The sequence below is a fragment of the Halobacterium sp. R2-5 genome (assembly GCF_011734195.1).
In the GTDB taxonomy this organism is placed as follows: Archaea; Halobacteriota; Halobacteria; order Halobacteriales; family Halobacteriaceae; genus Halobacterium.
Window position 1 is genome coordinate 1,508,037 of record NZ_JAANTH010000001.1, and the last position, 20,405, is coordinate 1,528,441.

Here is a 20,405-nt window from a genome sequence, read left to right on the forward strand (position 1 = left end):
GTTAGAACCCCGCGAGCGTGTTCGCGACGCGAATTCCCTGCGCGACGAGCAGGAGGCCGGCGACGCCGAGGACGACCTGCACGGCACGCTTCTGTGTACCGTCGATGCCCTGGTTTACGAGCGCGTTGTAGATACCGTTGACGCCGTGGAACGTCGCGGTCACGAGGAACAGCACCATCGTGAGGTAGTAGCCGACGTTTTCCATGCGCGCCTGGCTGCCCGCGAACTCGATCTCGTAGGCGTGCGTGACGAAGTGCAGTTGGAAGAAGTGGAACGCCAGCACGACCACGAGGAACGCCGCCGTGACGCGCTGGAGCAGCCACGCTGTCGAGCTCGTGTTGAACGAGGAGTATCTCTCTGCCATGGTTAGAACGCCCCCGAGACGAACGTCGGCACGCTCGCGACGACGATGACGCCGGTCAGCACGAGCGACGCGTAGAAGCTCTTGTCCTGCGATTCCAGACCCACGCCGAGGTCGACGAACAGCAGCCGGATGCCGTTCAGGATGTGGAAGACGGCGACCGCCAGCAGTCCGACTTCCAGCAGCCGGACCAGCGCCAGGCCTTCCAGTCCGCTCAGCGTGTCGTTGTACACCGCGGCGCCCTGCATGGACGTGCTCAGGACGGCGATGTGGGTGAACAGGTAGCCGATGAGCACCCACCCCGTAAACTTGTGAAACACCCAGGCCCACATCCCGGCCGTGAACTCCCGCCACCGGCCGAAGTCCTCGATGAGGCCTCGGTCGTACGACTGACTCATACCATTCGGAGCGTGTGGTCCCTCCGCACATAGAAGTTACTACACGGGCGCGTCACGCGACTCGAACCCGCGAGCGACTGCGAACACGTTCGCCCGGCGGCGCGCGGACTGTTCGGGCCGAAGAGCGAAAGCGGGAGTGGGAGTGCTACTGCGTCGGGCTTCGAGAATGGTGCCGCCGCCCGCGACCCACGTGTCGCCGGCGCGTGCGTAGAACAGCGCTCCAGGCTACGGCCGGGGTGCCCGGGAGCGCTCGGCGCGGTCGCGCTCGTAGGCTCGCTGGGTCGCCGCGTCGAGTTCCACGAGGTGGACGATGGGGTTGCCCGGGTAGACCACGGGGTTCTCCAGCATCCCGACGAGCAGCCCCGTGAACGGCGCTTCGACCTCCAAGACGTCGGTCTTGAACGGGTTCGAGATGGTGCAGATGACCTCGCCCTCGTGGACGAGGTCGCCGCGCGTGTGCCGCATCTCCACGAGGCCGCCGTCGTCTGCGCGAATCCACGTCTTCTGGTCGCTGGTGACGATGGTCCGCCAGCCCGGCCAGCGGACGGCGTCCGTCGGATAGACGCGGAAGTCCGCGAGCACGCTCTCCACGCCGTCGAGCGCGCGGTCGATGAGGTGGCGCTGGAAGCGGTGCGCCTCCCCCATCTCGACTGTGATAGTCGGAACGCCGGTCTCGGAGGCCTCGCGACGGAGCGTCCCGCTGGCTCCCTCGCTGTCGATGATGACGTTCGCCCCGAACGCCCGCGCCACTCGGACGACGTCCTCGTCGGCCATGTCCGCGCGGACGTGGAGCATGTTCGTGCGCCCGCGGGTCGACGTGTGGAAGTCCAGCCCGAGGTCGCAGGGCTCGATGAAGTTCCGGAAGATCTGGTCGGCCATCCGCTTCGCGCTCGTCGACCCCTCGTTGCCGGGGAACGAGCGGTTGAGGTCGCGGTCGTACACCGGGAGGTACCGCTCCTGCGTGACGAACCCGGGGACGTTCAGCACCGGCATGCAGACGAGCGTCCCGTTGAGGTTCGCGTGCGACCACTCGTGGGCGACCTCCCGCACCACCTCGATGCCGTTCAGCTCGTCGCCGTGGGAGGCCGCCGAGAGGAAGACGGTCGGCCCGGGCTGTTCGCCGTTCACGATAGTGACCGGGATGCGGACCGGGTCGCCGAGGTACGTCTCGCTGACGCTGAACCGGAAGTTGACACGCTCTCCCGGGTCCACTCGGCCGCCGTTGTACGTGAACGCCCCGTCGGTCATGGCCCGTGGTTCGCGTCCGACACGTAAAACTGGGGCGTCCGAGCCGTCGGAATCACCGGCACCGTTTAGTCGCGTCCGAGCGACTTCTAGGACATGACAGAACCCGTCTCGGTGGGCGTCCTCAGTCTCCACAACAGCAAGGAGACGAAAGCGATTCTGAACGCGGTGGAGGCCCTCGGCCACACGGGCGTGTGGCTGCGCGAGGACAACATCTGCGTGGACATCGAGGACAACGAAGCCGTGCTGGACCCGCACGTCGACGTCATCGCGAACCGCATGTTGCTCTCGAAGACCGAGCAGCCCGCCGAGCTGCTCGGGCTGGCGCTGTCGCTGAGCCAGCTCCGCCCGATGCTGAACCGCCCGCGGAACGTGCTCACGGCGTTCCACAAGTTCGCGACCGCGACCACGCTCGCGAGCAGCGACGTCCGGCTCCCGAACGCCACGCTCGCGCTGGATTCCACGCGGCTGAACGACGAGAAGGCCAAGTACGGCGACGAGGTCGTCTACAAAACCGCCATCGGCACGCACGGCGGCGGCACGTGGAAGATCGGCGCCGACGAGCGCGTCAACCCCCGCGTCGGCAACCGCTACGCGTTCCTCCAGGAGCTCGTCGAGCGCGACAGCGACCGCCACCGCGACCTCCGCGTGTACGTCGTCGACGACCGCATCGTCGGCACGATGCGGCGGTACGCCCCCGAGAACGACTGGCGGACGAACGTCGCGCTCGGCGGCGACGTCGAGGGCGTCGACGACATCCCGGACGACGCGGCGGAGATGGCCCTCGAGGCCGCGGACCTGGTCGGCCTCGACTACGCGGGCGTCGACCTCGTCGAAGGGACGGACGGCTGGCACCTCCTCGAAGTGAACCCCACCGCGGGATTCAAAGGGCTGTTCGAGGCGACCGGCGTCAGTCCCGCGCCGCACGTCGCGAAGCTCGCCATCGAGACCGCGGGCGGCGAGGTCGACGACGACGAAGTCGCCGGCCTCGCGAAGACCCTCGACGACTCGCTGCCCGAGACCGCCGGGCCGACCCCGGAGCCGGCCGCCGAGGACACCGCGACCATCGGCTACACGGAGGACGTGCTCGTCTCCGGGACGAGCGGCACCGAGCGCGTCGTCGCGAAGTCCGACACGGGCGCCGCGCGCACGAGCATCGACACCCGGCTCGCCGCGGAGATCGGCGCCGGCCCCATCAAGTCCATGACGAAGGTGCGCTCGGGCAGCGTCAAGTCCGGGAAGGCCCGCCCGGTCGTGGACATCGTCGTCGGCGTCGGCGGCGACCGACACACCGTCGCCGCCTCCCTGGAGGACCGCGGCCACATGGACTACCAGCTGCTGCTCGGCCGCGACATCCTCCAGGAGTACCAGGTGGACGTCCGGCGCCGCAGCGACGCCAGCACCCCCGACGCCGACGAGGAGTGATCCCACCCACTGACGTAACCACAACCACTCACTAAGGCGTTTCTCAGAAACCGGTTCCGGGCACGCGACAGATTCTTACATCGCGCAGTCATCCCCGTACCTGATGGCGTTCTCCGAACGTGTGGCGTCGCGAACGACCGCCCTCGACTTCCCGGGCGACGTCACCGGCGCGGTAGGGGATTCGGTTACGGTCGTCCCCGTCGTGGTCGCGCTCGCAGCGCTCACCGACGTTGCGCTGGCGCCCGTGCTCGTCTGGTTCGGCGTCTTCCAGGTGGTGTGGGGCGTCCGCTACGGCGTCCCTGTCTCCGTCGAGCCGATGAAGGCGCTGGCGGCGCTCGCGATCGCGGGGTCGCTGTCCGCGAGCGGGCTCGCGGCCGCCGGCCTGCTCGCCGGCGGGACGCTGCTCCTCGCTGGCGCCACGGGCACGCTCGCGCGCGTCACGGCATTCGTCGGCCAGCCGGTCGTTCGCGGCGTCCAGCTCGCGGTCGCGCTCGTGCTCTTCGAGACCGCGTTCGGGCTCGCGACGACGGACATCGCGCTCGCCGCTGGAGCCGTCGCCGTCGCCGCGGTCGTCGCCGTCGTCTCCGTCCGCGCCAGCGCACTCGCCGTCGTCGCCGCGGGTGCTGCTATCGCACTCGCGGAGACAGGGGGCCTCTCACCGACGGTCCCGGCGTTCGCGTTCGCGCTCCCCGCGCCCGGCGTCTTCCTCGACTACGGCACCGCGCAGGCCGCCGTCGGCCAGCTCGCGATGTCCGTCGGGAACGCGGCGGTCGCGACCGCGCTCTTACTCGGCGAGTACTTCGACGCCGAAGCCACCGCCGACGACCTCGCGGCGAGCATGGGCGCGATGAACCTGCTCGCGGTGCCGCTCGGGGCGATTCCGATGTGCCACGGGAGCGGCGGCGTCGCCGGCAAGTACGCGTTCGGCGCGCGCACCGCCGGCGCGAACGCCGTGCTCGGCGCGCTGTACGTGCTCGCGGCCGTGCTCGCCGTAGGTGTCGTCGCTGCGTTCCCCGTGGCGATGCTCGGCGTCGTGCTCGCCGCCGTCGCCGCCCAGCTCGCACACACCAGCCTCGACACCGAGCGCTACGCGCTCACCATCGGCGTCGGCGTGCTCGGACTGCTCGCGGGCGTCGGCGTCGCGTTCGTCGCCGGCCTGCTCGCCGACCACGCCGCCCGCCGACTCTACCCCTCGTAGGCGCGCCAGACGTACAGCGACGCGTACGAGCGGTACGGCTGCCAGCGCGTCGCGATGTCACGCATCTTCGCGCGCGTGAGGTTCTCCTCGAACAGCAGCTGCATCCCCTTTCGGATGCCGAGGTCGCCGACCGGAAAGACGTCCTCGCGGCCGAGCCCGAACATGAGGAACATCTCCGCGGTCCAGTTCCCGACACCCGTGATCTCGGTGAGCTCGTCGCGCACGTCGTCGTCGCTGCGGTCCGCGAAGTACGCGCGGTCGTAGCCGTGCTCGCGGAACGCCTCGGCGACGTTCCGAACGTACCGCACTTTCTGCGTGGAGAGCCCGGCGTCCCGGAGCACCTCGGTGTCGGCGCTGGCGACGCTCTCGGGCGTCATCTCGACGCTGTCGAACAGCCGGCCCTGGATGGCCGCCGCGGCGTCCATCGACACTTGCTGGCGGACGATAGACACGACGAGGCGCTCGAACGGGTCGTCAGCGGGGTCGAGCGCGAGTTCGCCGTGCTCCTCGACGAGCGGCCCGAGGTCGGGGTCGTCCCGCAGGACGTCGTGTGCTGCTGGCATGGACGGGCGAAGTGGTCGGAGGAATCTACGCGTTTCGCCCCGCGAGCAGGAAGCCCGCGAGCGCGCCGACGCCCGCGTACACTGCGGGCGAGACGGCGTTCACGAGGTACGGGCCGACGAGCCGAATCCCGAGCGCCTCTCCGAACGGCGCGCCGACAGTCGTGGCGGTGAGCAGCGGGTAGCTGACGACGACGCCGACGCCCGCGCAGCCGCCGACGACGGCCGCGAGCCGCGTCGGCGACTCGCCCGCGTCCATCTGCCACGCGCCGTACAGCGGCAGCCCCGGAATCACGGCGAGCGAGACGAGCGTCGACGCGAGCGTCTGGAGGACGAACAGCGGTGGCGCCGTCGTGAAGCTCCCCGAGAGGGACGCTGTGACGAAAAGCCGGACCAGCGTGTGCGCGACTCCGGCGAGGAGACCGAGGAGGGCGGCACGTTCTGCGTCGTTCACGGCCCGGGGTTCTCCCGGCCGTGTCAAGAGCGTTGCGCAGCGGGCTGGAGTTACTCCCAGTCGATGTCCTCCGTCCGGTCGGTGTCCCGGAGGATGAACGGCCCGATGGCGAGCGTCCGCCTCGCCACGGTCGCGATGCGGAGGACGTGCGCGGTCAGCAGGAAGAACGGCACGAGCGTGATGGTCACGCCCGCCGAGAGCACCCACACGAGGCCGTCGACGCCGAGGTAGGTTCCCGGGAACGACGTCGGTGACACGTAGAACTGGACGAGGAACGCCACGGTCAGCGCGGGGAGCGCGGCGTACAGTATCAGCCGCGAGAGGTTCACCAGCTCCCACTGGAAGTACAGCGTCTTGAAGTGCTCGCGGGCCGGTCCGAAGAACTCCAGCACGTCCACGAGGTCGTCGATGGCCGCCCTGGCGTCCGCGTCGAGTTCGTCGCCGTGTTTCTCGCGGAGCCGCTCGGCCTCGTAGATCTTCCACGAGTAGTTGAAGTCGAGCGCGGAGTACACCACGTCGAACTCGCCGAACGTGGCGTCTTCCAGCCCGTCGCCGATTCGCTCGGCCTGGTCCGTGAGGCTATCGACGTACGCGTGGACTCGCTCGCGGGTCGTCTCGTCGTCGAACTCGTCTGCGGCCTCCCGGAGGTCCTCGGCGCGGGTCTTGGCTCCGGCGACGAGCGCCTCCAGGAACGACGACGGGTCGGGCGGCGCCGGCGAGACGTCGAGCCGGGACTCCACGTCGTCCCGGAAGTCGATGGCGCCCTGCATCCGTTCCCGCTGGTCGCCGAGCGGCCCGAGTTCCTGCGAGAGCACCAGTTGCGTGAACGTGACGACGAGGGTGACGCCGGTGACGACGGCGCCGATGAGCGGCGAGAACACCCACCACAGCGTCGACTGCGACGTGACGAGCCGGCGCATCGGCGTGACGTCGAGGAAGCTCGTGAGCACGATGGCCGCGAACACGGTCACCGAGAACAGCGCCGTGACGCGCCAGCGGTCGGCGCTCAACAGCAGCCACGCTCGTAATCGCCCGCCACGAAGACGGCCGCTCATCGTGTCACTCGACGTGTCGCCGGCGCTGTCGTCGCTGTCCGAGTCACCGCCGTCTGCGAGCGCCCCCCACTCGGGCGACGACGCTCGCGATTCGTCTGTCATTAGTTCTGAACAGACGAGCATGGCAGATACCTCTGGTGGGGTGGCGGAACCAACGGGAGAGTACGATACGCCCAGCTGGTTACAAAACTGAACGTGCGTTCCCGCGTTCGCGTCTCGCTCACAGGGCGGTTATATCGCCCGAACGAGCGCCGAGCACCGGACGCATTTCCACGCGTGTAAACCCGTGAGACGTTCACACTCGGCGATAGGGAAAGCTTCAACGGGGCTCCCGGTGGTGGTACTACCATGGACGTTGATGACATCGAGACAGTCGCGGTGCTCGGCGCCGGGAACATGGGCCACGGCATCGCGGAGGTGGCGGCGCTCGCGGGCTTCGACGTGAACCTGCGGGACATCAAAGAGGAGTTCGTGCAGAACGGCTACGACCAGATCGAGTGGTCGCTCGGCAAGCTCGCCGAGAACGACCAGATCAGCGACGAGGAGTCGGAGGCCGCCCTCGAGCGCGTGACGCCGTACGTCGACTTCGAGGACGCCGTCGAGGACGCCGACTTCGTCGTCGAGGCGGTCCCGGAGAAGATGGACATCAAGCGGGACGTCTACGAGGAGCTCGAGCAGTACGCGGCCGACGACGCCGTGTTCGCGACGAACACCTCGAGCCTCTCCATCACGGAGCTCTCGGAGGTCACCGAGCGCCCCGAGCGCTTCTGCGGGATGCACTTCTTCAATCCGCCGGTGCGCATGGACCTCGTGGAGGTCATCTCCGGCGAGCACACCGACGACGACGTGCTCGACCTCACGGAGGACCTCGCCGAGGCGATGGGGAAGACGCCCGTGCGCGTCCGCAAGGACTCCCCGGGCTTCATCGTCAACCGCGTGCTCGTCCCGCTGCTGAACGAGGCCGCGTGGCTCGTCCACGACGACGTCGCCACCGTCGAGGAGGTCGACTCCACGACGAAGTACGACATCGGGCTGCCGATGGGCGCGTTCGAGCTCGCCGACCAGGTCGGCATCGACGTCTCCTACGACGTCCTCGACTACATGGAGGGCGTGCTCGGCGAGACGTACGCGCCGTGCCCGCTGCTCGTCGACAAGGTCGAGGCCGAGGACCTCGGGAAGAAGACCGGGAAGGGGTTCTACGACTACGAGAACGGCGGCGCCGAAGTCCCGACCGACCAGATTCGCGACGACGTCGCGGACCGCCTCGTCGCCGTGATGGCCAACGAGGTCGCGAAGCTCGTCGGCGGCGACGTCGCCAACCCCGCGGAGATCGACGAGGCCGTCCAGCTCGGCGCGGGCTACCCCGAGGGCCCCGCCAAGATGGCCGACGAGGCCGGCGTCGAACACCTCTACGAGACGCTCGCGAACGCCTACGAGGAGACGGGCGCAGAGCGGTACGAGCCCGCCGACGAACTCGAGCGTCTCGCTGAGGCAGGAGAGGGCTTCTACGGCGCCGAAGAGGAGGGTGAGGCCGCGTCCTACGAGAACCTCGACGTGACAGTCGACGGCAACGTCGGCCACGTCGAACTCGACCGCCCGCACCGCATGAACACCATCAGCGAGGGCCTCCTCGACGAGCTCGGTGACGCCGTCGACGCGCTCGAAGCCGACGACGACGTGCGCGCCATCCTCCTCACGGGCGCCGGCGAGAAGGCGTTCTCCGCGGGCGCGGACGTCACGTCGATGGCGGGCAGCGCCGACCCCCTCGACGCCGTCGAGCTCTCCCGGAAGGGCCAGCAGACGTTCGGCAAGCTCGAAGCCGCGGACGTGCCCGTCGTCGCGGGCATCGACGGCTACTGTCTCGGCGGCGGGATGGAGCTCTCGATGTGCGCGGACCTCCGCGTCGCCAGCGAGCGCAGCGATCTCGGCCAGCCCGAGCACAACCTCGGCCTGCTCCCGGGGTGGGGCGGCACCCAGCGCCTCAAGCACATCGTCGGCGAGGGCCGCGCGAAGGAGATCATCTTCACCGCGGACCGCTACGACGCCGCGGAGATGGAGGAGTACGGCTTCGTGAACGAGGTCGTCGGCAACGACGACCTCGAAGACCGCGCGTGGGAGCTCGCCCGCGACCTCGCCGCCGGCCCGCCCGTCGCCCAGAAGTACACGAAGCGCGCGATGCTCGCGGGGCGGGACTCCACGGACGCCGGCCTCGAGTCCGAGGCGCAGGCGTTCGGCCAGCTGATGAACACCCAGGACCTCATGGAGGGCGTCGCGGCGTTCACGAGCGACCGCGACCCCGAATTCGAGGGGCACTGACACGGCCACGGGAGAACGACACGTTTAAACTATTCTCCCGGGTACGAACGAGTGTCGCTCGGTTGGTGTAGTCCGGCCAATCATGTTGGCCTTTCGAGCCGACGACCAGGGTTCAAATCCCTGACCGAGCACTTTTCGAACGGAGTGAGAAAAGCGCGCAGCGAAGGGTTCGAACCCTACCAGTCGCGCGCAGCGAACGCAGTGAGCGAGCACGTCTGGTATCGGTTCAAATCCCTGACCGAGCACTTCTCTGCTACTCACACCGGGCAGCGACGCACGTGTCGCTGCGCATTCGTCGTCAACTCGGGCAGTTGCCGAAAGCCGCGACGGATCGGAAGCTAACGCATATATCCGACAACGTGTACGCCTACTTTGTATGCAATTCTGCGACGGGTGTGGTTCGATGATGCGCACGGACGGCGACACGTGGGTGTGTCGCTCTTGCGGGAACGAGGAGCCGCGGGACTCGCAAGCAGAAGCGGAGATGACGACCAAGGATGGACAGCGGGACGACGGAGCACCCGCTGTCGCCGACGCGACCCAGGATTCCACCGAGACGATGCAGGAGCCCTGTCCGGCGGACGACTGCGACAGCGACCGCGCCCACTACGAGATGATCCCGAAGCCGGGCGGCTCCTACGAGGTTCGGCTGTTCACCTGCGTCGAGTGCGGCCACAAGTGGCGCGACTCCTGACGGCGCATCTCGCGAACCCCGCCGCGTACATATCGCACAGACTGCCACATCAGACGCACAACTCCCGGGGTAGTCGGTCTCGAGTGGAGGTTCTCGGTAACCCCAGACACCCGACTCGCACACCTACTTACCAGTCCGGCCGTTCGAGCAACGGACCTCGTCCGAATCCAGGAGTCGTGCTAGCAACTACCGGGAGAGATCGAGTTCCATCTCGCGTTCGGCGCCGCCGTTGACGGTGTGGAAGCCGACGGACTGGTAGAGGTTGTTGGCGACGCGGTTGGTCCGTCCGACGGTGAGCCAGACGCACTCGACGCCGCGGCTGCGGCCGTGGCCGAGCAGCGTCCGGAGCAGTCGGGAGCCGATACCGGCGAGCTGGTATTCGGGCGCGACGAAGATGGCGAGCTCGGCTTTCGCGTCGTCGATGGGGACGAGGACGGCGTGGCCGACCGGGGCCCCGTCGTGCCAGGCGGCGACGTTCGTGCCCTCGTCGAGCAGCGTGTCCAGCCACTCGCGTCGCCGCCGGTCGTCGGCGGGCGGGATACCCTGCGCGCGACTCTGCGCGTCGAACCCGGCGTACATCGACGCCAGTTCGTCGAAGTCGTCGGGGCCGCTCGTGCGAATCTCGACGCGTCTGTCCTCCCCGTCGCGGAACGTCTCTGGCGGGGTCGGGAAGCGGTCGGTCGCCGGCCCGACGTCGTCGGCGTCGACGCCGCCTGTGGGACCCGTCGCCTGCGTTGTGTAGGATGTCATGGTTGGGTGGGGCTGGCCGCGCATCGGGCGTCCACGTCGTCGCGTCGCCGCGAAGCCGTCGCGTCGGTGCTTCGAATACTAGTAGCGGGTCCGAGGCCGGAAAACGCGCGGGCGATTCTAATTTTCTGGGAACGCGAGCGCGCCGCGGTCGCGGCTGCTGGTCGTCGAGCGACGGAGGGACCGTGACTGCTAACACGCTGTCCGGTGAAGCCTCGGGCATGCGCTACGAGGCGGTGTTCTTCGATCTGGACAACACGCTCTACTCGTACCCGGAGTGCAACGAGGCCGGGAAAGCGGCGGCGCTTCGGGAGGCCCGCGAGCTCGACTACGACCTCTCCCGGGAGGCGTTCGACGACCTCTACACGGCGGGGCGCCGGGAGGTCAAGCGCGAGCTCGCGGGGACGGCGTCCTCTCACGAGCGCTTCCTCTACTTCAAGCGCGCGCTGGAGATTCACACCGGGACCCACCAGTCGCGGGACGCGCTCGCGCTCGGCGACGCCTACTGGGACGCGTACGTCGAAGAGATGACGCTGTTCGACGGCGTCCGGGAGACGCTCGCCGACCTGCGGGACGCTGGCGTGGACGTCGCCATCGTGAGCAACCTCACGACGCGCATCCAGCTGGCGAAGATCGACGCGCTCGGCATCGGACCGGACGTCGACTTAGTGTTGACTTCCGAGGAGACGGGGCGCGAGAAGCCCGCCAGCGACATGTTCACGCTACCGCTCGCGAAACTCGACCGGCGGCCGAGCGAGACGGTGATGGTCGGCGACGACGTGGACACCGACATCGAGGGCGGGAACGCGGTGGGACTGACGACCGTGCTGTTCAACGGCGACGCCGGAGACGCGACCGGGCACCGGCGGCCCGACCACCAGATTGATGCTTTCCGCGAGGTCTTAGAGGTGGTACTGTAATGCTCGCTCGTGAACGCGTCGCGGTCGTCGACTACGCGCCGTCGCTGGCGGAGCTGACGCCCGGACGCACCGGCAACCTGAGTGTTCGACGCGAGGACGAGTTCGCCGCCACCCCCACAGGCGTCCCCTACGACGGGTTCGACCCCGCGGACGTCCCCGTGGTCTCGCTGGACGGCGAGGTAGTCGCCGGCGACATGAAGCCGACCAGCGAGGTGCCGATGCACACCGGCATCTACCGCCGGCTGGACGCGGGCGCCATCGTCCACACGCACTCGACGTGGGCGACGACGCTCGCGGTGCTCGGCGAGGAACTCCCGCCCGTCCACTACATGATCACCGCCGTCGGGCGGAAGGTTCCCGTGGCGGACTACGCGCCGTACGGCACGGACGACCTCGCGGAGCTAGTCGTCGAGGAGATGGAGGCCGCGGACTCGCGGGCCTGTATCCTGGGCCACCACGGCCTCGTCGTCACCGGCGACGACCTCGCGGAAGCCGTCGAGAACACGTTCGTCGTGGAGAACCTCTGTCGCGTCTACCTGCAGGCGCGCCAGCACGGCGAACCCGACGAGCTCACCGCGGAGCAGCTCGCGACCGTCGAGACGAAGTTCGAGTCGTACGGCCAGTAGCTGCCGCTGGAGGAGTTGTCGATAGAGGGAGGAGGGACGTGTCGGTTCCGCTCACGCGTTGTTCATCCGGGTCTTCGTGGTGGCGCCGCAGGCGCGGCACTCCGCGACGCGGTACGGCTCGCGAGAGAACTCCGCGTTCTGGTCGTCGTCGCTCTCCGTGAGGATGTCGATGGACACCTCGTGGGGCTGTTCGCGCCGGCAGTCCGGGCACTGTTCGACGATGCCGTCGGATTGGATGTTCTTGCTCGCCATCGGACTCTGCCTCACCCGTTCCTAGTGTCTCCACCCTCTTCCGATGTGTGCCTAAGTGGTTAGGGAGTGGTTACTACCAGGCCACGAACAGGCCGGGCGAACGCTTACGGCGCGCCAGCCGATACCGGTACTGAATGCGTGAATTCCCGCCGTTGCCGGCAGTCTCCGACGCGGCGCCGTCGCTGCTCGACGGCCACCTCTGGCTCCAGGAGTGGGTTAACGGGGGGTTACTCCGCGTCCAGTTGCGCGACTCCGGACTCCTCCGCTTCGGCGACGGCGAGCGCGTCTTCGTCGCCGACGACGTGCCGCCGGGCTACCGGTACGCCGTCAGGTGCGTGCGCGAGCGCTTCGACCGCGACCCCCTCCGCGCCGCCCTCGACGACGTCGAGTCCGCGGTCTTCTACGGCGTCGCGACCCGACAGGACCCCCTCGACTACGACTGGTCCGAGCTCCCGGGGTTCCTCGGGTTCGACGTCTACCACGCCGAGGACGACAGTTTCCTCCCGCCGGACGCCGTCGAACAGCTCTACGAGCGGCTCGGGCTCGCGCCGCTGCCCGCCGTCGCGAAGGAAGTCCGCGGCGTCGACTTCGACCCCGCGGCCTACGACATCCCGGACTCCGCTTACCGCGACGGCTCGGCAGCCGGCGTGCTCGTGCGGAACAAGACCGGCGACCGCGCAGTTCTCCGCGCGGACTCGCTCGACTCGCCCGACCCGGTCGCGTTCGACACCGACCCAACTGACCTCGCCGAGCGACTCGTCACGGAAGCTCGGGTCGAACGCGCGAGCGACGCTGCTGCTGGCGACCCGCCCGCTATCGACGAGGTGGTCGACCGCGTGCTGGAACTCCTCGCCCGCGAGGAGTACGCCCGGGTGTTCGCCGACGACGCCGGCGTCGACGTCGAGGCGTTCCAGGCCGCGGCGGCCGACCGCACGCGTCGCCTGCTGGACGGGCGGTAGCGCGCTCCGCGAATCCGTGCCCTGAAGCCGTCCGGGCGCCTACGCTGGCCTGATGACGCGTCGCTTCCGCTGGGACCGCCCGCTCGGTGATGCATCGGTCACCGTCACGCGCGTCGTCGGCGACCACGAGCTCGCAGACAGCGACCGACAGCGGCGCTACACGCTCTCCGCCGACGTCGACTTCGGCGTCGTCGCCACCGATAACTGCGAGACGGAGTGGGAGAACGGAACGCTGTGGGCCACCGTCACAGACGGCGCAGGACTCGCGCGAGTTCGACTCCGAACCGGCGACGAGAGCGCGTTCGTCCGCCTCCCTGGCCCCGATTTCGACGACCGACTCGACGGGTCCGTCGACGGAAACGCGGGTGCGGCACGGGACGTGCTCTCCGCGTTCGACTCCGCCGTCTCGATCCTGTTCGCGTGCGGGCCGTTCCTCGACGTCGAGGGGTTCGTCGCGCTCGCAGACGCGGTCGCGGGTGCGAGCGATCACGCCTCCGACGCGATTCACGCGACTCGCTACGACTTCGTGCGGACCGCGGCGACGACGGACGCGGGCCTGCGAGTCGACACCGACGAGGAGTTCGAGGCGCTCGTCGACGGGCTGGACGCAGTCGACGCCATCGGCGACGTGAACGTTCTCGACGCGCTCGCTGACGTAACCGCGGTCGCACACGACTCCGCCGGCGAGACGCGGCGCTTCCTCGACGACCTCGGCTACGACCTGGTGCTGCTCGCCGAGCGCGACGACGGCCGCTTCCTCGCGGCCTACCTCGCGCAGGTCGCCCGCACGTCGGGCGTCCCGGACGCGAAGCAGGCGGCCGCGCGGCGCGCCGCGAACACCGACCACGCCGACTTCGAGGACGCGAAGGCCGCCGCCGAGCGCGCGGACTACTGGGACCGCGGCGCGGCGTGGCGGGACGCCGTCCTCCCCGCGGCGAGCGAAGCGTTCCCGACGTTCGCGTACGTGCTCGCGAACGCGCTCTACTGGACGGGCGAAGTCGGTCGCTCGGACTCCCGGACCGACGAACTCCTCCACGAGGGCGCGGCTGCAGCAGCCCAGACGATCGACCTGGAGTGGGTGGCGAGTCACGCGAAGTACGAGCGCGCTCGCGCGGCCGCTCACCGCCACCGCAGCAAGCGCAACCACGCGCTCGCGCTCGCGAACTTCGAGGCCGCCCGCGAGGTCGCCGAGTCGCACTCGTTCCTCGACGCGTGGGAGCCGACGTACAGCCGCGCTATCGTCCGGTCGAACCAGCTGTCCGCCCGCAGCGACCACGAGGCGGCGATTCGCGTTCTCGACGACGCCCTCGACGACCTCCGCGAACAGGGCGTCCCCGAGGACCGGTTCGCGGAGATGCGCGACCACCTCGTCGGGCAGCGCCACGAGCGCCGGGCCATTATTGCGGACGGCGACGACGACCGACTCGCGCACCTGGAGGCCGCCCTCGACCGCTACGAAGCGGTCGGGTTCGAGCGCTCGGTCGCGCGCATCCAGGACAAGCTGGACGACGTCGAGAGCGGAGAAACGGAGTCCGCGAGCGAGTCGGGCGGGCGAACAGTCGACGCGCGCCCGCAGCCGCTCCGTCCCGCGCCGGACGCGGGGCCGAGCCTCGCGGACATCCCGGACCTCCACGACTTCCTCACGGAACCGGACCCGACAGCGGTCGGGAGCGCCGACCCCGGCGTGCTGCCGGACGAGCGGGGCGACCCGCCCGCCGACGACCCCGGCGCGCCGGGCCGCGACAGTGACCCGCGCTACCGCTGACTGTTAACCGTGTTCTAAGACGGGCGTCTCGGCACCTCCCTGTGCGTGGTCGACGCGTACGCGCTCGACCTCGTCGATGCCGAACCCGTCGGCTAACGCGTCGCGGGCCGCTTCCTCGCCGTCCTCGTCTGCGGGCGCGTCGACGGCGACGGTCGCGGTCGCGTCGATCTGGAGGTCGTTCAGCCGCGGGCGGAGGTCCGTGACGTCGACCGACTCGACGGCCACGACGGCGCCGACACCTTCGAGGACGGTCGCAGCGCCGCACTCCAGGTCGCCGGCTGCGTCGCGCGGTACGTGCATCGTGAGGTCCGCGACGAGGCGGACCTCCTGGCTGGCAGTTGCCATAGGCTCCCGCCGAGAGTCGAACTCGGCGCCGGCAGGGCCGGCGGCCACGGGCTGTCGGGAGCGACAGCCCGCGCTCGCCACTCGGAGCCACGAGAAGTTCGCGCAGTCGCCGCCGAGAGGTCGACGGCAGCCGCGTCCTCCCCGTGGTTCGACGCCGCTTCACGCGGCGAGGGCGGACGCGGACTGCGCGTTCGGGCGATACCCCGAGACCGCGACCCCCACGAGCGCCCCGGCGGACGGTCCGCTGCTGGAGCGGGCGTCCGGCGCGTGGAGTGGTGCGGTCATCGGTGTGTCACCCGGGGGTGGCTCGGTCGCTCCGAGCCGTTCGACTTGTCAATCTCCGTCCGGTACAATAAGTTTTGTTGACGTTTGGCCCGCGTTCACACGGCCGTCTACTGCGCGCTCGCGAAACAACGGCGGCAGTAGATTGATGAAGCGCGCACCCGGATTCGTGTCTAATGACTGACGAACCGCTGCGAGCGACGGTCACCCAGCGCGGCGTCCTCTTCTCGCCGGTCGACGGTGACGTCCTCGTCGTTCGGCGTGACTCGGACGGCGGCTGGGAGCTCCCCGGCGGTCGCCTCGACAGCGACGAGACCGCCCGCGCCGGCGTGTGGCGGGAGATCCGCGAAGAAACCGCTCTCGACGCCGACGTGGTGACGCCGGTGGACACGCTCGCCTGGCACAACGACGACGGCGACGGCCGCTTCGCGGTCTACTACTACTGCCGGGCCGACGACCGAACGGTGTCGCTGTCTCCCGAACACGACGACCACGAGTGGCTGCCGCCCGCGGACGCCTGCCGGCGACTCAGCGACCCACAGGCGGCCGCCGTCGACGCCGCGATAGCTGCTCGCGAAGCCGCCGTCGAAGCGGAGTGACGGCGAGTGAGTCTCAGACGCCGCCGTTGATGCGTTCGCGGCCCCGTCGGTCTGCCGTCCAGATCGGCTCGATGTCGCAACTCGGGACCGTCGTGTCACTCCCTCTCCGGGGGGTGGTAGGGCGAACGTTTATTCTCGGGAAGCCGTAGATTCCATACGAATGCCGGGCGACGAGTCGTGGCATAGCGCGGTCGCCGACGAGCCGGTCGTACCGCCGGCGTCGTTCGTCGAGCAGGCGAACGTCGCCGACGCGGACGTCCGCGAGAACTTCGAGCGCGAGCACCCGGCGTGCTGGGAGCGCGCCGCCGACCTCCTGGACTGGAGCACCGACTACGACACCGTCCTCACCGAGGACGGCCCGCCGTTCCGGTGGTTCGAGGGCGGGCGACTGAACGCGAGCTACAACTGCGTCGACCGCCACCTCGACGAGCGCAAGAACCAGGTCGCGTTGACCTGGGAGGGCCGGCTCGGCGAGTCGCGGTCGTACTCGTACCTGGACCTCTACCGGGAGGTCAACGAGTTCGCGGCCGCGCTCCGGGGACTGGGTGTCGAGGAGGACGACATCGTCACCCTCTACATGCCCGTCGTTCCGGAGCTCCCGGTCGCCATGTTGGCGTGCGCGCGCATCGGCGCGCCCCACTCCGTCGTCTTCGCGGGCTTCTCCGCGGACGCCCTCGCGACCCGCATGGAGGACGCCGACTCGGAGTACCTCGTGACCTGCGACGGCTACTACCGCCGCGGCGCGCCCGTCCACCAGAAGAACAAGGCGGACAACGCGGCGATGGCCCTCGACGACGGCGTGGAGGCGACGGTGGTCGTCGACCGCCTGGGAGACGACACGCCGCTGGCCGACGACGAGTACGACTACGGCGAACTCGTCACCGAGCACCGCGGCGAGACGGTCGAGCCCGTCGAGCGGGACGCCACGGACCAGCTGTTCCTCATCTACACCTCTGGGACGACCGGTGAGCCGACCGGAGTACGGCACACGACGGGCGGCTACTTGTCGTACGCGGCGTGGACGAGCCACGCCGTCCTGGACATCAAGCCCGAGGACACGCACTGGTGTTCGGCCGACATCGGCTGGATCACCGGCCACTCGTACACGGTGTACGGACCGCTCGCACTCGGCACGACGACGATGCTGTACGAGGGCACCCCGGACCACCCGGAGAAGGACCGCGTCTGGGAGCTCATCGAGCGCAACGCCGTCGACGTCTTCTACACGGCCCCGACCGCGATCCGCGCGTTCATGAAGTGGGGCGAGGAGCACCCGGGCAGCCACGACCTCTCGAGCCTGCGGCTGCTGGGGACGGTCGGCGAACCCATCAACCCGCGCGCGTGGAAGTGGTACTACACCCACATCGGTGACGAGGACTGTCCGGTGGTAGACACGTGGTGGCAGACCGAGACCGGCGGCATGATGGTCTCGACGCTGCCCGCAGTGGACGACATGAAGCCGGGGTCGGCGGGCCAACCGCTCCCGGGTGTCGACGCGCGCGTCGTGGACATCGACGGCGAGCCGGTCGAGCCCGGAGAGACGGGCTACCTCGCGCTCACGGGCCCGTGGCCGGGGATGCCGCTGTCGATGGTCGAGCACGAGGACTGGTTCGCCGAGCACGCCTCCGTGGTCCCGGACCTCTCGGACTACGACTGGGCGTACTTCACGGAGGACAGCGCGACCGTCGACGAGGACGGCTACATCACCGTGCTCGGGCGCGTCGACGACGTCATCAACGTCTCCGGGCACCGCTTCGGGACGATGGAGATCGAGTCCGCCATCGCGGACGTCTCGGGGGTCGCCGAGGCCGCGGTCGTCAGCGGCCCGCACGACCTGAAGGGGCAGGCGGTGTACGCGTACGTCAGCGCCACCGAGGAGGACGAGGGCGCGCTCCGCGAGCGCATCGCGGGCGCCGTCGAGGACGCCATCGGTCCCATCGCGGTCCCCGACGTGGTCGTGTTCACGTCGGAGCTGCCGAAGACCCGGTCCGGGAAGATCATGCGTCGGCTGCTCGAGGACATCGCCAACGGCGACGACCTCGGCGACACCAGTGCGCTCCGCAACCCCGAGGTCGTCGGCGAACTCGAGTCCGCGCTCCCCGACCGCGGCTGACCAGTTTCGACTTCCTACACGAGCACGAAACACTACTGGAAGGATAGGTGCGATAGTTAACTATCTCTACCGGATAGAATCCTCTCACGAAAGTTTCTTGGTTCGCGTTCTCGTCCGTTCACGAAACATGGCAGTCGAATCGACGGAGTCGCTGCCGGCGGACTCCTACCGGCGGCTCAGGCGAGCGACGGAGACCCACCGCGAGGAGCTGGTGGTGCGGCTCGCGGGCGAGGTCGGGCTTCGCCCCGCGGAAATCGCACGCGTGCGGCCCGCGGACGTCACCAGCCACGAGCACGAGGACGGCGACCACTACTTCCTCCAGGTCAGAGACGAGGACGGCGACGTCGCGCGCGAGGCGTACCTGCCCGCGGACGTCGAGCACGACCTGCGGCAGTACGTCCGCACGGTCGGTGTCGACGACGACGAGCGCCTCGTAGACGTGTCGCCGCGGCGCGTCCAGATGGTCGTCTCGGAGGTCGGCGACCGCGCGGCCGACCGCACCGGCGACCGCGCGCTGCGCGACGCGTCCACGCGGACGCTCCGCCGGCGTTTCGCCCGCGAGGTGCTCGCCGAGGGCGTCGACCCGCGTGCGGTCGCGGCGGTCGGCGGCTGGGAGCGGCTCGCGAGCCTCGACCCGTTCGTCGACCACGCGGACCGAGCGGACGTCGCCGCCGCGTTCGCGGACACCGACCTCGCGCCGGCGCGCCAGACCGAGGAACCGGCGCCGGCCCGCGACGCGCGCTTCGACGCGGCGTTCGACAGCGTGCGGGCCGTCGGGGACGCGCTCGCGGACGTCTCCACCCGAGACGGCGTCGAGCGCCGGACGTGCGAGACGCTCGTCGAGGACGACGCCTACGCGTTCGCGTGGACAGCGCGGTACAGCGGCGGGACGCTGCGCGCGGAGACGCACGTTGGCGCGGACGCAGCCCTCGACGTGACCGCGGAGGGCGGCGCCGTCGGCGAGGCGCTCTCCACGGGGAGCGTGCACGCGACCGACGACGTCAGCGACGACGCGGCGTTCGCGGACTGGCGCGCGGTCGCCGACGCGGCGGGGTTCGACGCGGCCGCCGTCGTCCCGGTCGACGACGGCGAGACGACGTACGGCGTGCTCGGCGTCGGCGTCGACGGCGAATTCTCGGACCGCGAGCGCGACCTGCTCGCAGACCTCGGGCGGCGCGTCGGCCGCACCGTCACGGTCGTTCAGCAGCGCCAGCTCCTGCTCGCGGACACGGTCCTGGAGCTGGCGTTCGAGACGACGGGCGAGCGGTCGCTGTTCGCCGCAGCGGCCGCCGAGCACGGCTGCACGTTCGAGCTGGACGGCGTCGTTCCCGGCGAAGAACACTCCCTGCTGTACTTCGTACGCCTGTCTGGCGCGCCCACGGAGGCCGTGCTGTCGTGGGCCGAAGACCGGCCCGCGGTCGCGGACGGCCGGCTGGTCAGGGACTACGGCGACGAGTCGCTGCTAGAGCTCGCCGTCTCCGGCCCCGACCTCGCGAAGGCGCTGACCGACCACGGCGCGTCCGTGCGCGAGCTGGAAGCGACGCCGAGCGAGCAGCGCGTCGTCGCGGACGTCACCACTGACACGGACGTGCGCGCGCTGGTCGCCGACGTCTCGGACGCGTTCCCGGACGTGGAGCTCGTTTCGAAGCGCGAACGCGACCAGCCGGACGAGACGTCGCCGGCGTTCCGTGCCTCGCTCCACGAATCGTTGACCGACAAGCAGGCGTCCGTGCTGCGCGCGGCCTACCACGCCGGCTACTTCGAGTGGCCCCGCGGCAGCACGGCCGAGGAGCTCGCGGACGCCATCGGCATCACGTCCCCGACCTTGCACAACCACCTGCGACGCGCCCAGCAGAAGCTCCTCACGGCGTTCTTCTCCGAGGACGGCGGCCGCACGGACGCCGAGTGGCCCGAGAACTAGCTCGTGGTCGGGTTGCTAACTGTTTAGTGACCGCCGATGGACCGTCGCCCTTCGAGTACTTTGTGGCAGGACTGTTGAGTAGTTAGCAGACGGATATTCCGGTCGGAGCGCCCCTACGGCGCGTTTCGTCGTTCGTTTCCAGCGCCGCCCGTGTTAGCATAATTAGCGTC

General features: G+C 69.5%; 21 protein-coding genes and 1 tRNA gene. 12 read left to right on the forward strand and 10 right to left on the reverse strand.

Going from position 1 to position 20,405, the window contains the following annotated elements; translation table 11 throughout:
• Nucleotide 1: 1 nt before the first annotated feature.
• The 3 genes from G9C83_RS08150 to G9C83_RS08160 form a co-directional block, all read right to left on the reverse strand.
• A complete protein-coding gene (locus tag G9C83_RS08150; protein WP_167245593.1) occupies nucleotides 2-364 on the reverse strand; it encodes a succinate dehydrogenase hydrophobic membrane anchor subunit in 363 nt (120 codons plus the stop codon).
• A gap of 2 nt (nucleotides 365-366) precedes the next feature.
• Nucleotides 367-759: a succinate dehydrogenase, cytochrome b556 subunit gene (sdhC, locus tag G9C83_RS08155; protein WP_167245594.1), complete on the reverse strand. Its 393-nt coding sequence runs from the start codon at nucleotides 757-759 to the stop codon at nucleotides 367-369.
• 225 nt (nucleotides 760-984) lie between these two features.
• Nucleotides 985-2,007, reverse strand: a complete 1,023-nt coding sequence (locus G9C83_RS08160; protein WP_167245595.1) for a succinylglutamate desuccinylase/aspartoacylase family protein — start codon at nucleotides 2,005-2,007, stop codon at nucleotides 985-987.
• A gap of 93 nt (nucleotides 2,008-2,100) precedes the next feature.
• Between G9C83_RS08160 and G9C83_RS08165 the strand changes: the two genes are divergently transcribed.
• Together G9C83_RS08165 and G9C83_RS08170 are read left to right on the forward strand one after the other, a co-directional pair.
• Nucleotides 2,101-3,429 (forward strand): RimK/LysX family protein, encoded by a 1,329-nt coding sequence (locus tag G9C83_RS08165; protein ID WP_167245596.1) that lies wholly within the window; start codon nucleotides 2,101-2,103, stop codon nucleotides 3,427-3,429.
• Nucleotides 3,430-3,532: 103 nt separating this feature from the next.
• Complete coding sequence (locus G9C83_RS08170; protein WP_167245597.1) at nucleotides 3,533-4,627, forward strand: putative sulfate/molybdate transporter; 1,095 nt, start codon at nucleotides 3,533-3,535, stop codon at nucleotides 4,625-4,627.
• Here the strand turns inward: G9C83_RS08170 and G9C83_RS08175 are convergent.
• The 3 genes from G9C83_RS08175 to G9C83_RS08185 are packed head-to-tail and all read right to left on the reverse strand — an operon-like array spanning nucleotide 4,615 to nucleotide 6,798.
• On the reverse strand, nucleotides 4,615-5,190 hold the full coding sequence (locus G9C83_RS08175) for a DNA-3-methyladenine glycosylase (RefSeq protein ID WP_167245598.1): 576 nt from the start codon (nucleotides 5,188-5,190) through the stop codon (nucleotides 4,615-4,617). The two genes, G9C83_RS08170 and G9C83_RS08175, sit on opposite strands and share 13 nt — an antisense overlap.
• Nucleotides 5,191-5,215: 25 nt before the next feature.
• Complete coding sequence (locus G9C83_RS08180; RefSeq protein WP_167245599.1) at nucleotides 5,216-5,641, reverse strand: hypothetical protein; 426 nt, start codon at nucleotides 5,639-5,641, stop codon at nucleotides 5,216-5,218.
• Between the two features lie 50 nt (nucleotides 5,642-5,691).
• Nucleotides 5,692-6,798 (reverse strand): hypothetical protein, encoded by a 1,107-nt coding sequence (locus tag G9C83_RS08185; protein ID WP_243837921.1) that lies wholly within the window; start codon nucleotides 6,796-6,798, stop codon nucleotides 5,692-5,694.
• Between the two features lie 246 nt (nucleotides 6,799-7,044).
• Here G9C83_RS08185 and G9C83_RS08190 point away from each other — a divergent pair, with 246 nt between their 5' ends.
• The 3 genes from G9C83_RS08190 (at nucleotide 7,045) to G9C83_RS08200 (ending at nucleotide 9,706) form a co-directional block, all read left to right on the forward strand.
• Entirely contained in the window at nucleotides 7,045-9,012 is a 1,968-nt protein-coding gene (locus G9C83_RS08190) for a 3-hydroxyacyl-CoA dehydrogenase/enoyl-CoA hydratase family protein (protein WP_167245600.1), read from the forward strand.
• A gap of 56 nt (nucleotides 9,013-9,068) precedes the next feature.
• Nucleotides 9,069-9,143, forward strand: a tRNA-Glu gene (locus tag G9C83_RS08195).
• Nucleotides 9,144-9,388: 245 nt separating this feature from the next.
• The gene (locus G9C83_RS08200) at nucleotides 9,389-9,706 is read left to right on the forward strand and encodes a DNA-directed RNA polymerase subunit M (RefSeq protein WP_167245601.1); all 318 of its coding nucleotides are present in this window, start codon (nucleotides 9,389-9,391) and stop codon (nucleotides 9,704-9,706) included.
• A 186-nt stretch (nucleotides 9,707-9,892) separates the two neighbouring features.
• Here the strand turns inward: G9C83_RS08200 and G9C83_RS08205 are convergent, their stop codons facing one another.
• Nucleotides 9,893-10,456, reverse strand: a complete 564-nt coding sequence (locus G9C83_RS08205) for a GNAT family N-acetyltransferase (RefSeq protein ID WP_167245602.1) — start codon at nucleotides 10,454-10,456, stop codon at nucleotides 9,893-9,895.
• A 218-nt stretch (nucleotides 10,457-10,674) separates the two neighbouring features.
• Between G9C83_RS08205 and G9C83_RS08210 the strand changes: the two genes are divergently transcribed.
• The gene (locus G9C83_RS08210) at nucleotides 10,675-11,373 is read left to right on the forward strand and encodes an HAD family hydrolase (RefSeq protein WP_167245709.1); all 699 of its coding nucleotides are present in this window, start codon (nucleotides 10,675-10,677) and stop codon (nucleotides 11,371-11,373) included.
• Nucleotides 11,373-11,999: a class II aldolase/adducin family protein gene (locus G9C83_RS08215; RefSeq protein ID WP_167245603.1), complete on the forward strand. Its 627-nt coding sequence runs from the start codon at nucleotides 11,373-11,375 to the stop codon at nucleotides 11,997-11,999. The genes G9C83_RS08210 and G9C83_RS08215 overlap by 1 nt, the downstream gene beginning before the upstream one ends.
• 51 nt (nucleotides 12,000-12,050) lie before the next feature.
• Here the strand turns inward: G9C83_RS08215 and G9C83_RS08220 are convergent, their stop codons facing one another.
• Entirely contained in the window at nucleotides 12,051-12,251 is a 201-nt protein-coding gene (locus tag G9C83_RS08220; RefSeq protein WP_167245604.1) for a hypothetical protein, read from the reverse strand.
• 134 nt (nucleotides 12,252-12,385) lie between these two features.
• Between G9C83_RS08220 and G9C83_RS08225 the strand changes: the two genes are divergently transcribed.
• Together G9C83_RS08225 and G9C83_RS08230 are read left to right on the forward strand one after the other, a co-directional pair.
• The gene (locus G9C83_RS08225) at nucleotides 12,386-13,210 is read left to right on the forward strand and encodes an RNA ligase family protein (protein ID WP_167245605.1); all 825 of its coding nucleotides are present in this window, start codon (nucleotides 12,386-12,388) and stop codon (nucleotides 13,208-13,210) included.
• Between the two features lie 52 nt (nucleotides 13,211-13,262).
• Complete coding sequence (locus G9C83_RS08230) at nucleotides 13,263-14,975, forward strand: hypothetical protein (RefSeq protein WP_167245606.1); 1,713 nt, start codon at nucleotides 13,263-13,265, stop codon at nucleotides 14,973-14,975.
• Nucleotides 14,976-14,978: 3 nt separating this feature from the next.
• Here G9C83_RS08230 and G9C83_RS08235 read toward each other — a convergent pair whose 3' ends face one another.
• Together G9C83_RS08235 and G9C83_RS16160 are read right to left on the reverse strand one after the other, a co-directional pair.
• Nucleotides 14,979-15,320 carry a hypothetical protein gene (locus G9C83_RS08235; RefSeq protein WP_167245607.1) on the reverse strand — a complete coding sequence of 114 codons (342 nt, stop codon included), beginning with the start codon at nucleotides 15,318-15,320 and terminating at the stop codon, nucleotides 14,979-14,981.
• Nucleotides 15,321-15,479: 159 nt separating this feature from the next.
• Nucleotides 15,480-15,605 carry a hypothetical protein gene (locus G9C83_RS16160; RefSeq protein ID WP_279587145.1) on the reverse strand — a complete coding sequence of 42 codons (126 nt, stop codon included), beginning with the start codon at nucleotides 15,603-15,605 and terminating at the stop codon, nucleotides 15,480-15,482.
• 173 nt (nucleotides 15,606-15,778) lie between these two features.
• Between G9C83_RS16160 and G9C83_RS08240 the strand changes: the two genes are divergently transcribed.
• The 3 genes from G9C83_RS08240 (at nucleotide 15,779) to G9C83_RS08250 (ending at nucleotide 20,235) form a co-directional block, all read left to right on the forward strand.
• On the forward strand, nucleotides 15,779-16,201 hold the full coding sequence (locus G9C83_RS08240) for an NUDIX domain-containing protein (protein WP_167245608.1): 423 nt from the start codon (nucleotides 15,779-15,781) through the stop codon (nucleotides 16,199-16,201).
• Between the two features lie 160 nt (nucleotides 16,202-16,361).
• Nucleotides 16,362-18,314, forward strand: coding sequence for an acetate--CoA ligase (gene acs, locus G9C83_RS08245; RefSeq protein WP_167245609.1), 1,953 nt, complete (start codon nucleotides 16,362-16,364; stop codon nucleotides 18,312-18,314).
• A 127-nt stretch (nucleotides 18,315-18,441) separates the two neighbouring features.
• On the forward strand, nucleotides 18,442-20,235 hold the full coding sequence (locus tag G9C83_RS08250; RefSeq protein ID WP_167245610.1) for a bacterio-opsin activator domain-containing protein: 1,794 nt from the start codon (nucleotides 18,442-18,444) through the stop codon (nucleotides 20,233-20,235).
• Nucleotides 20,236-20,405: the final 170 nt, after the last annotated feature.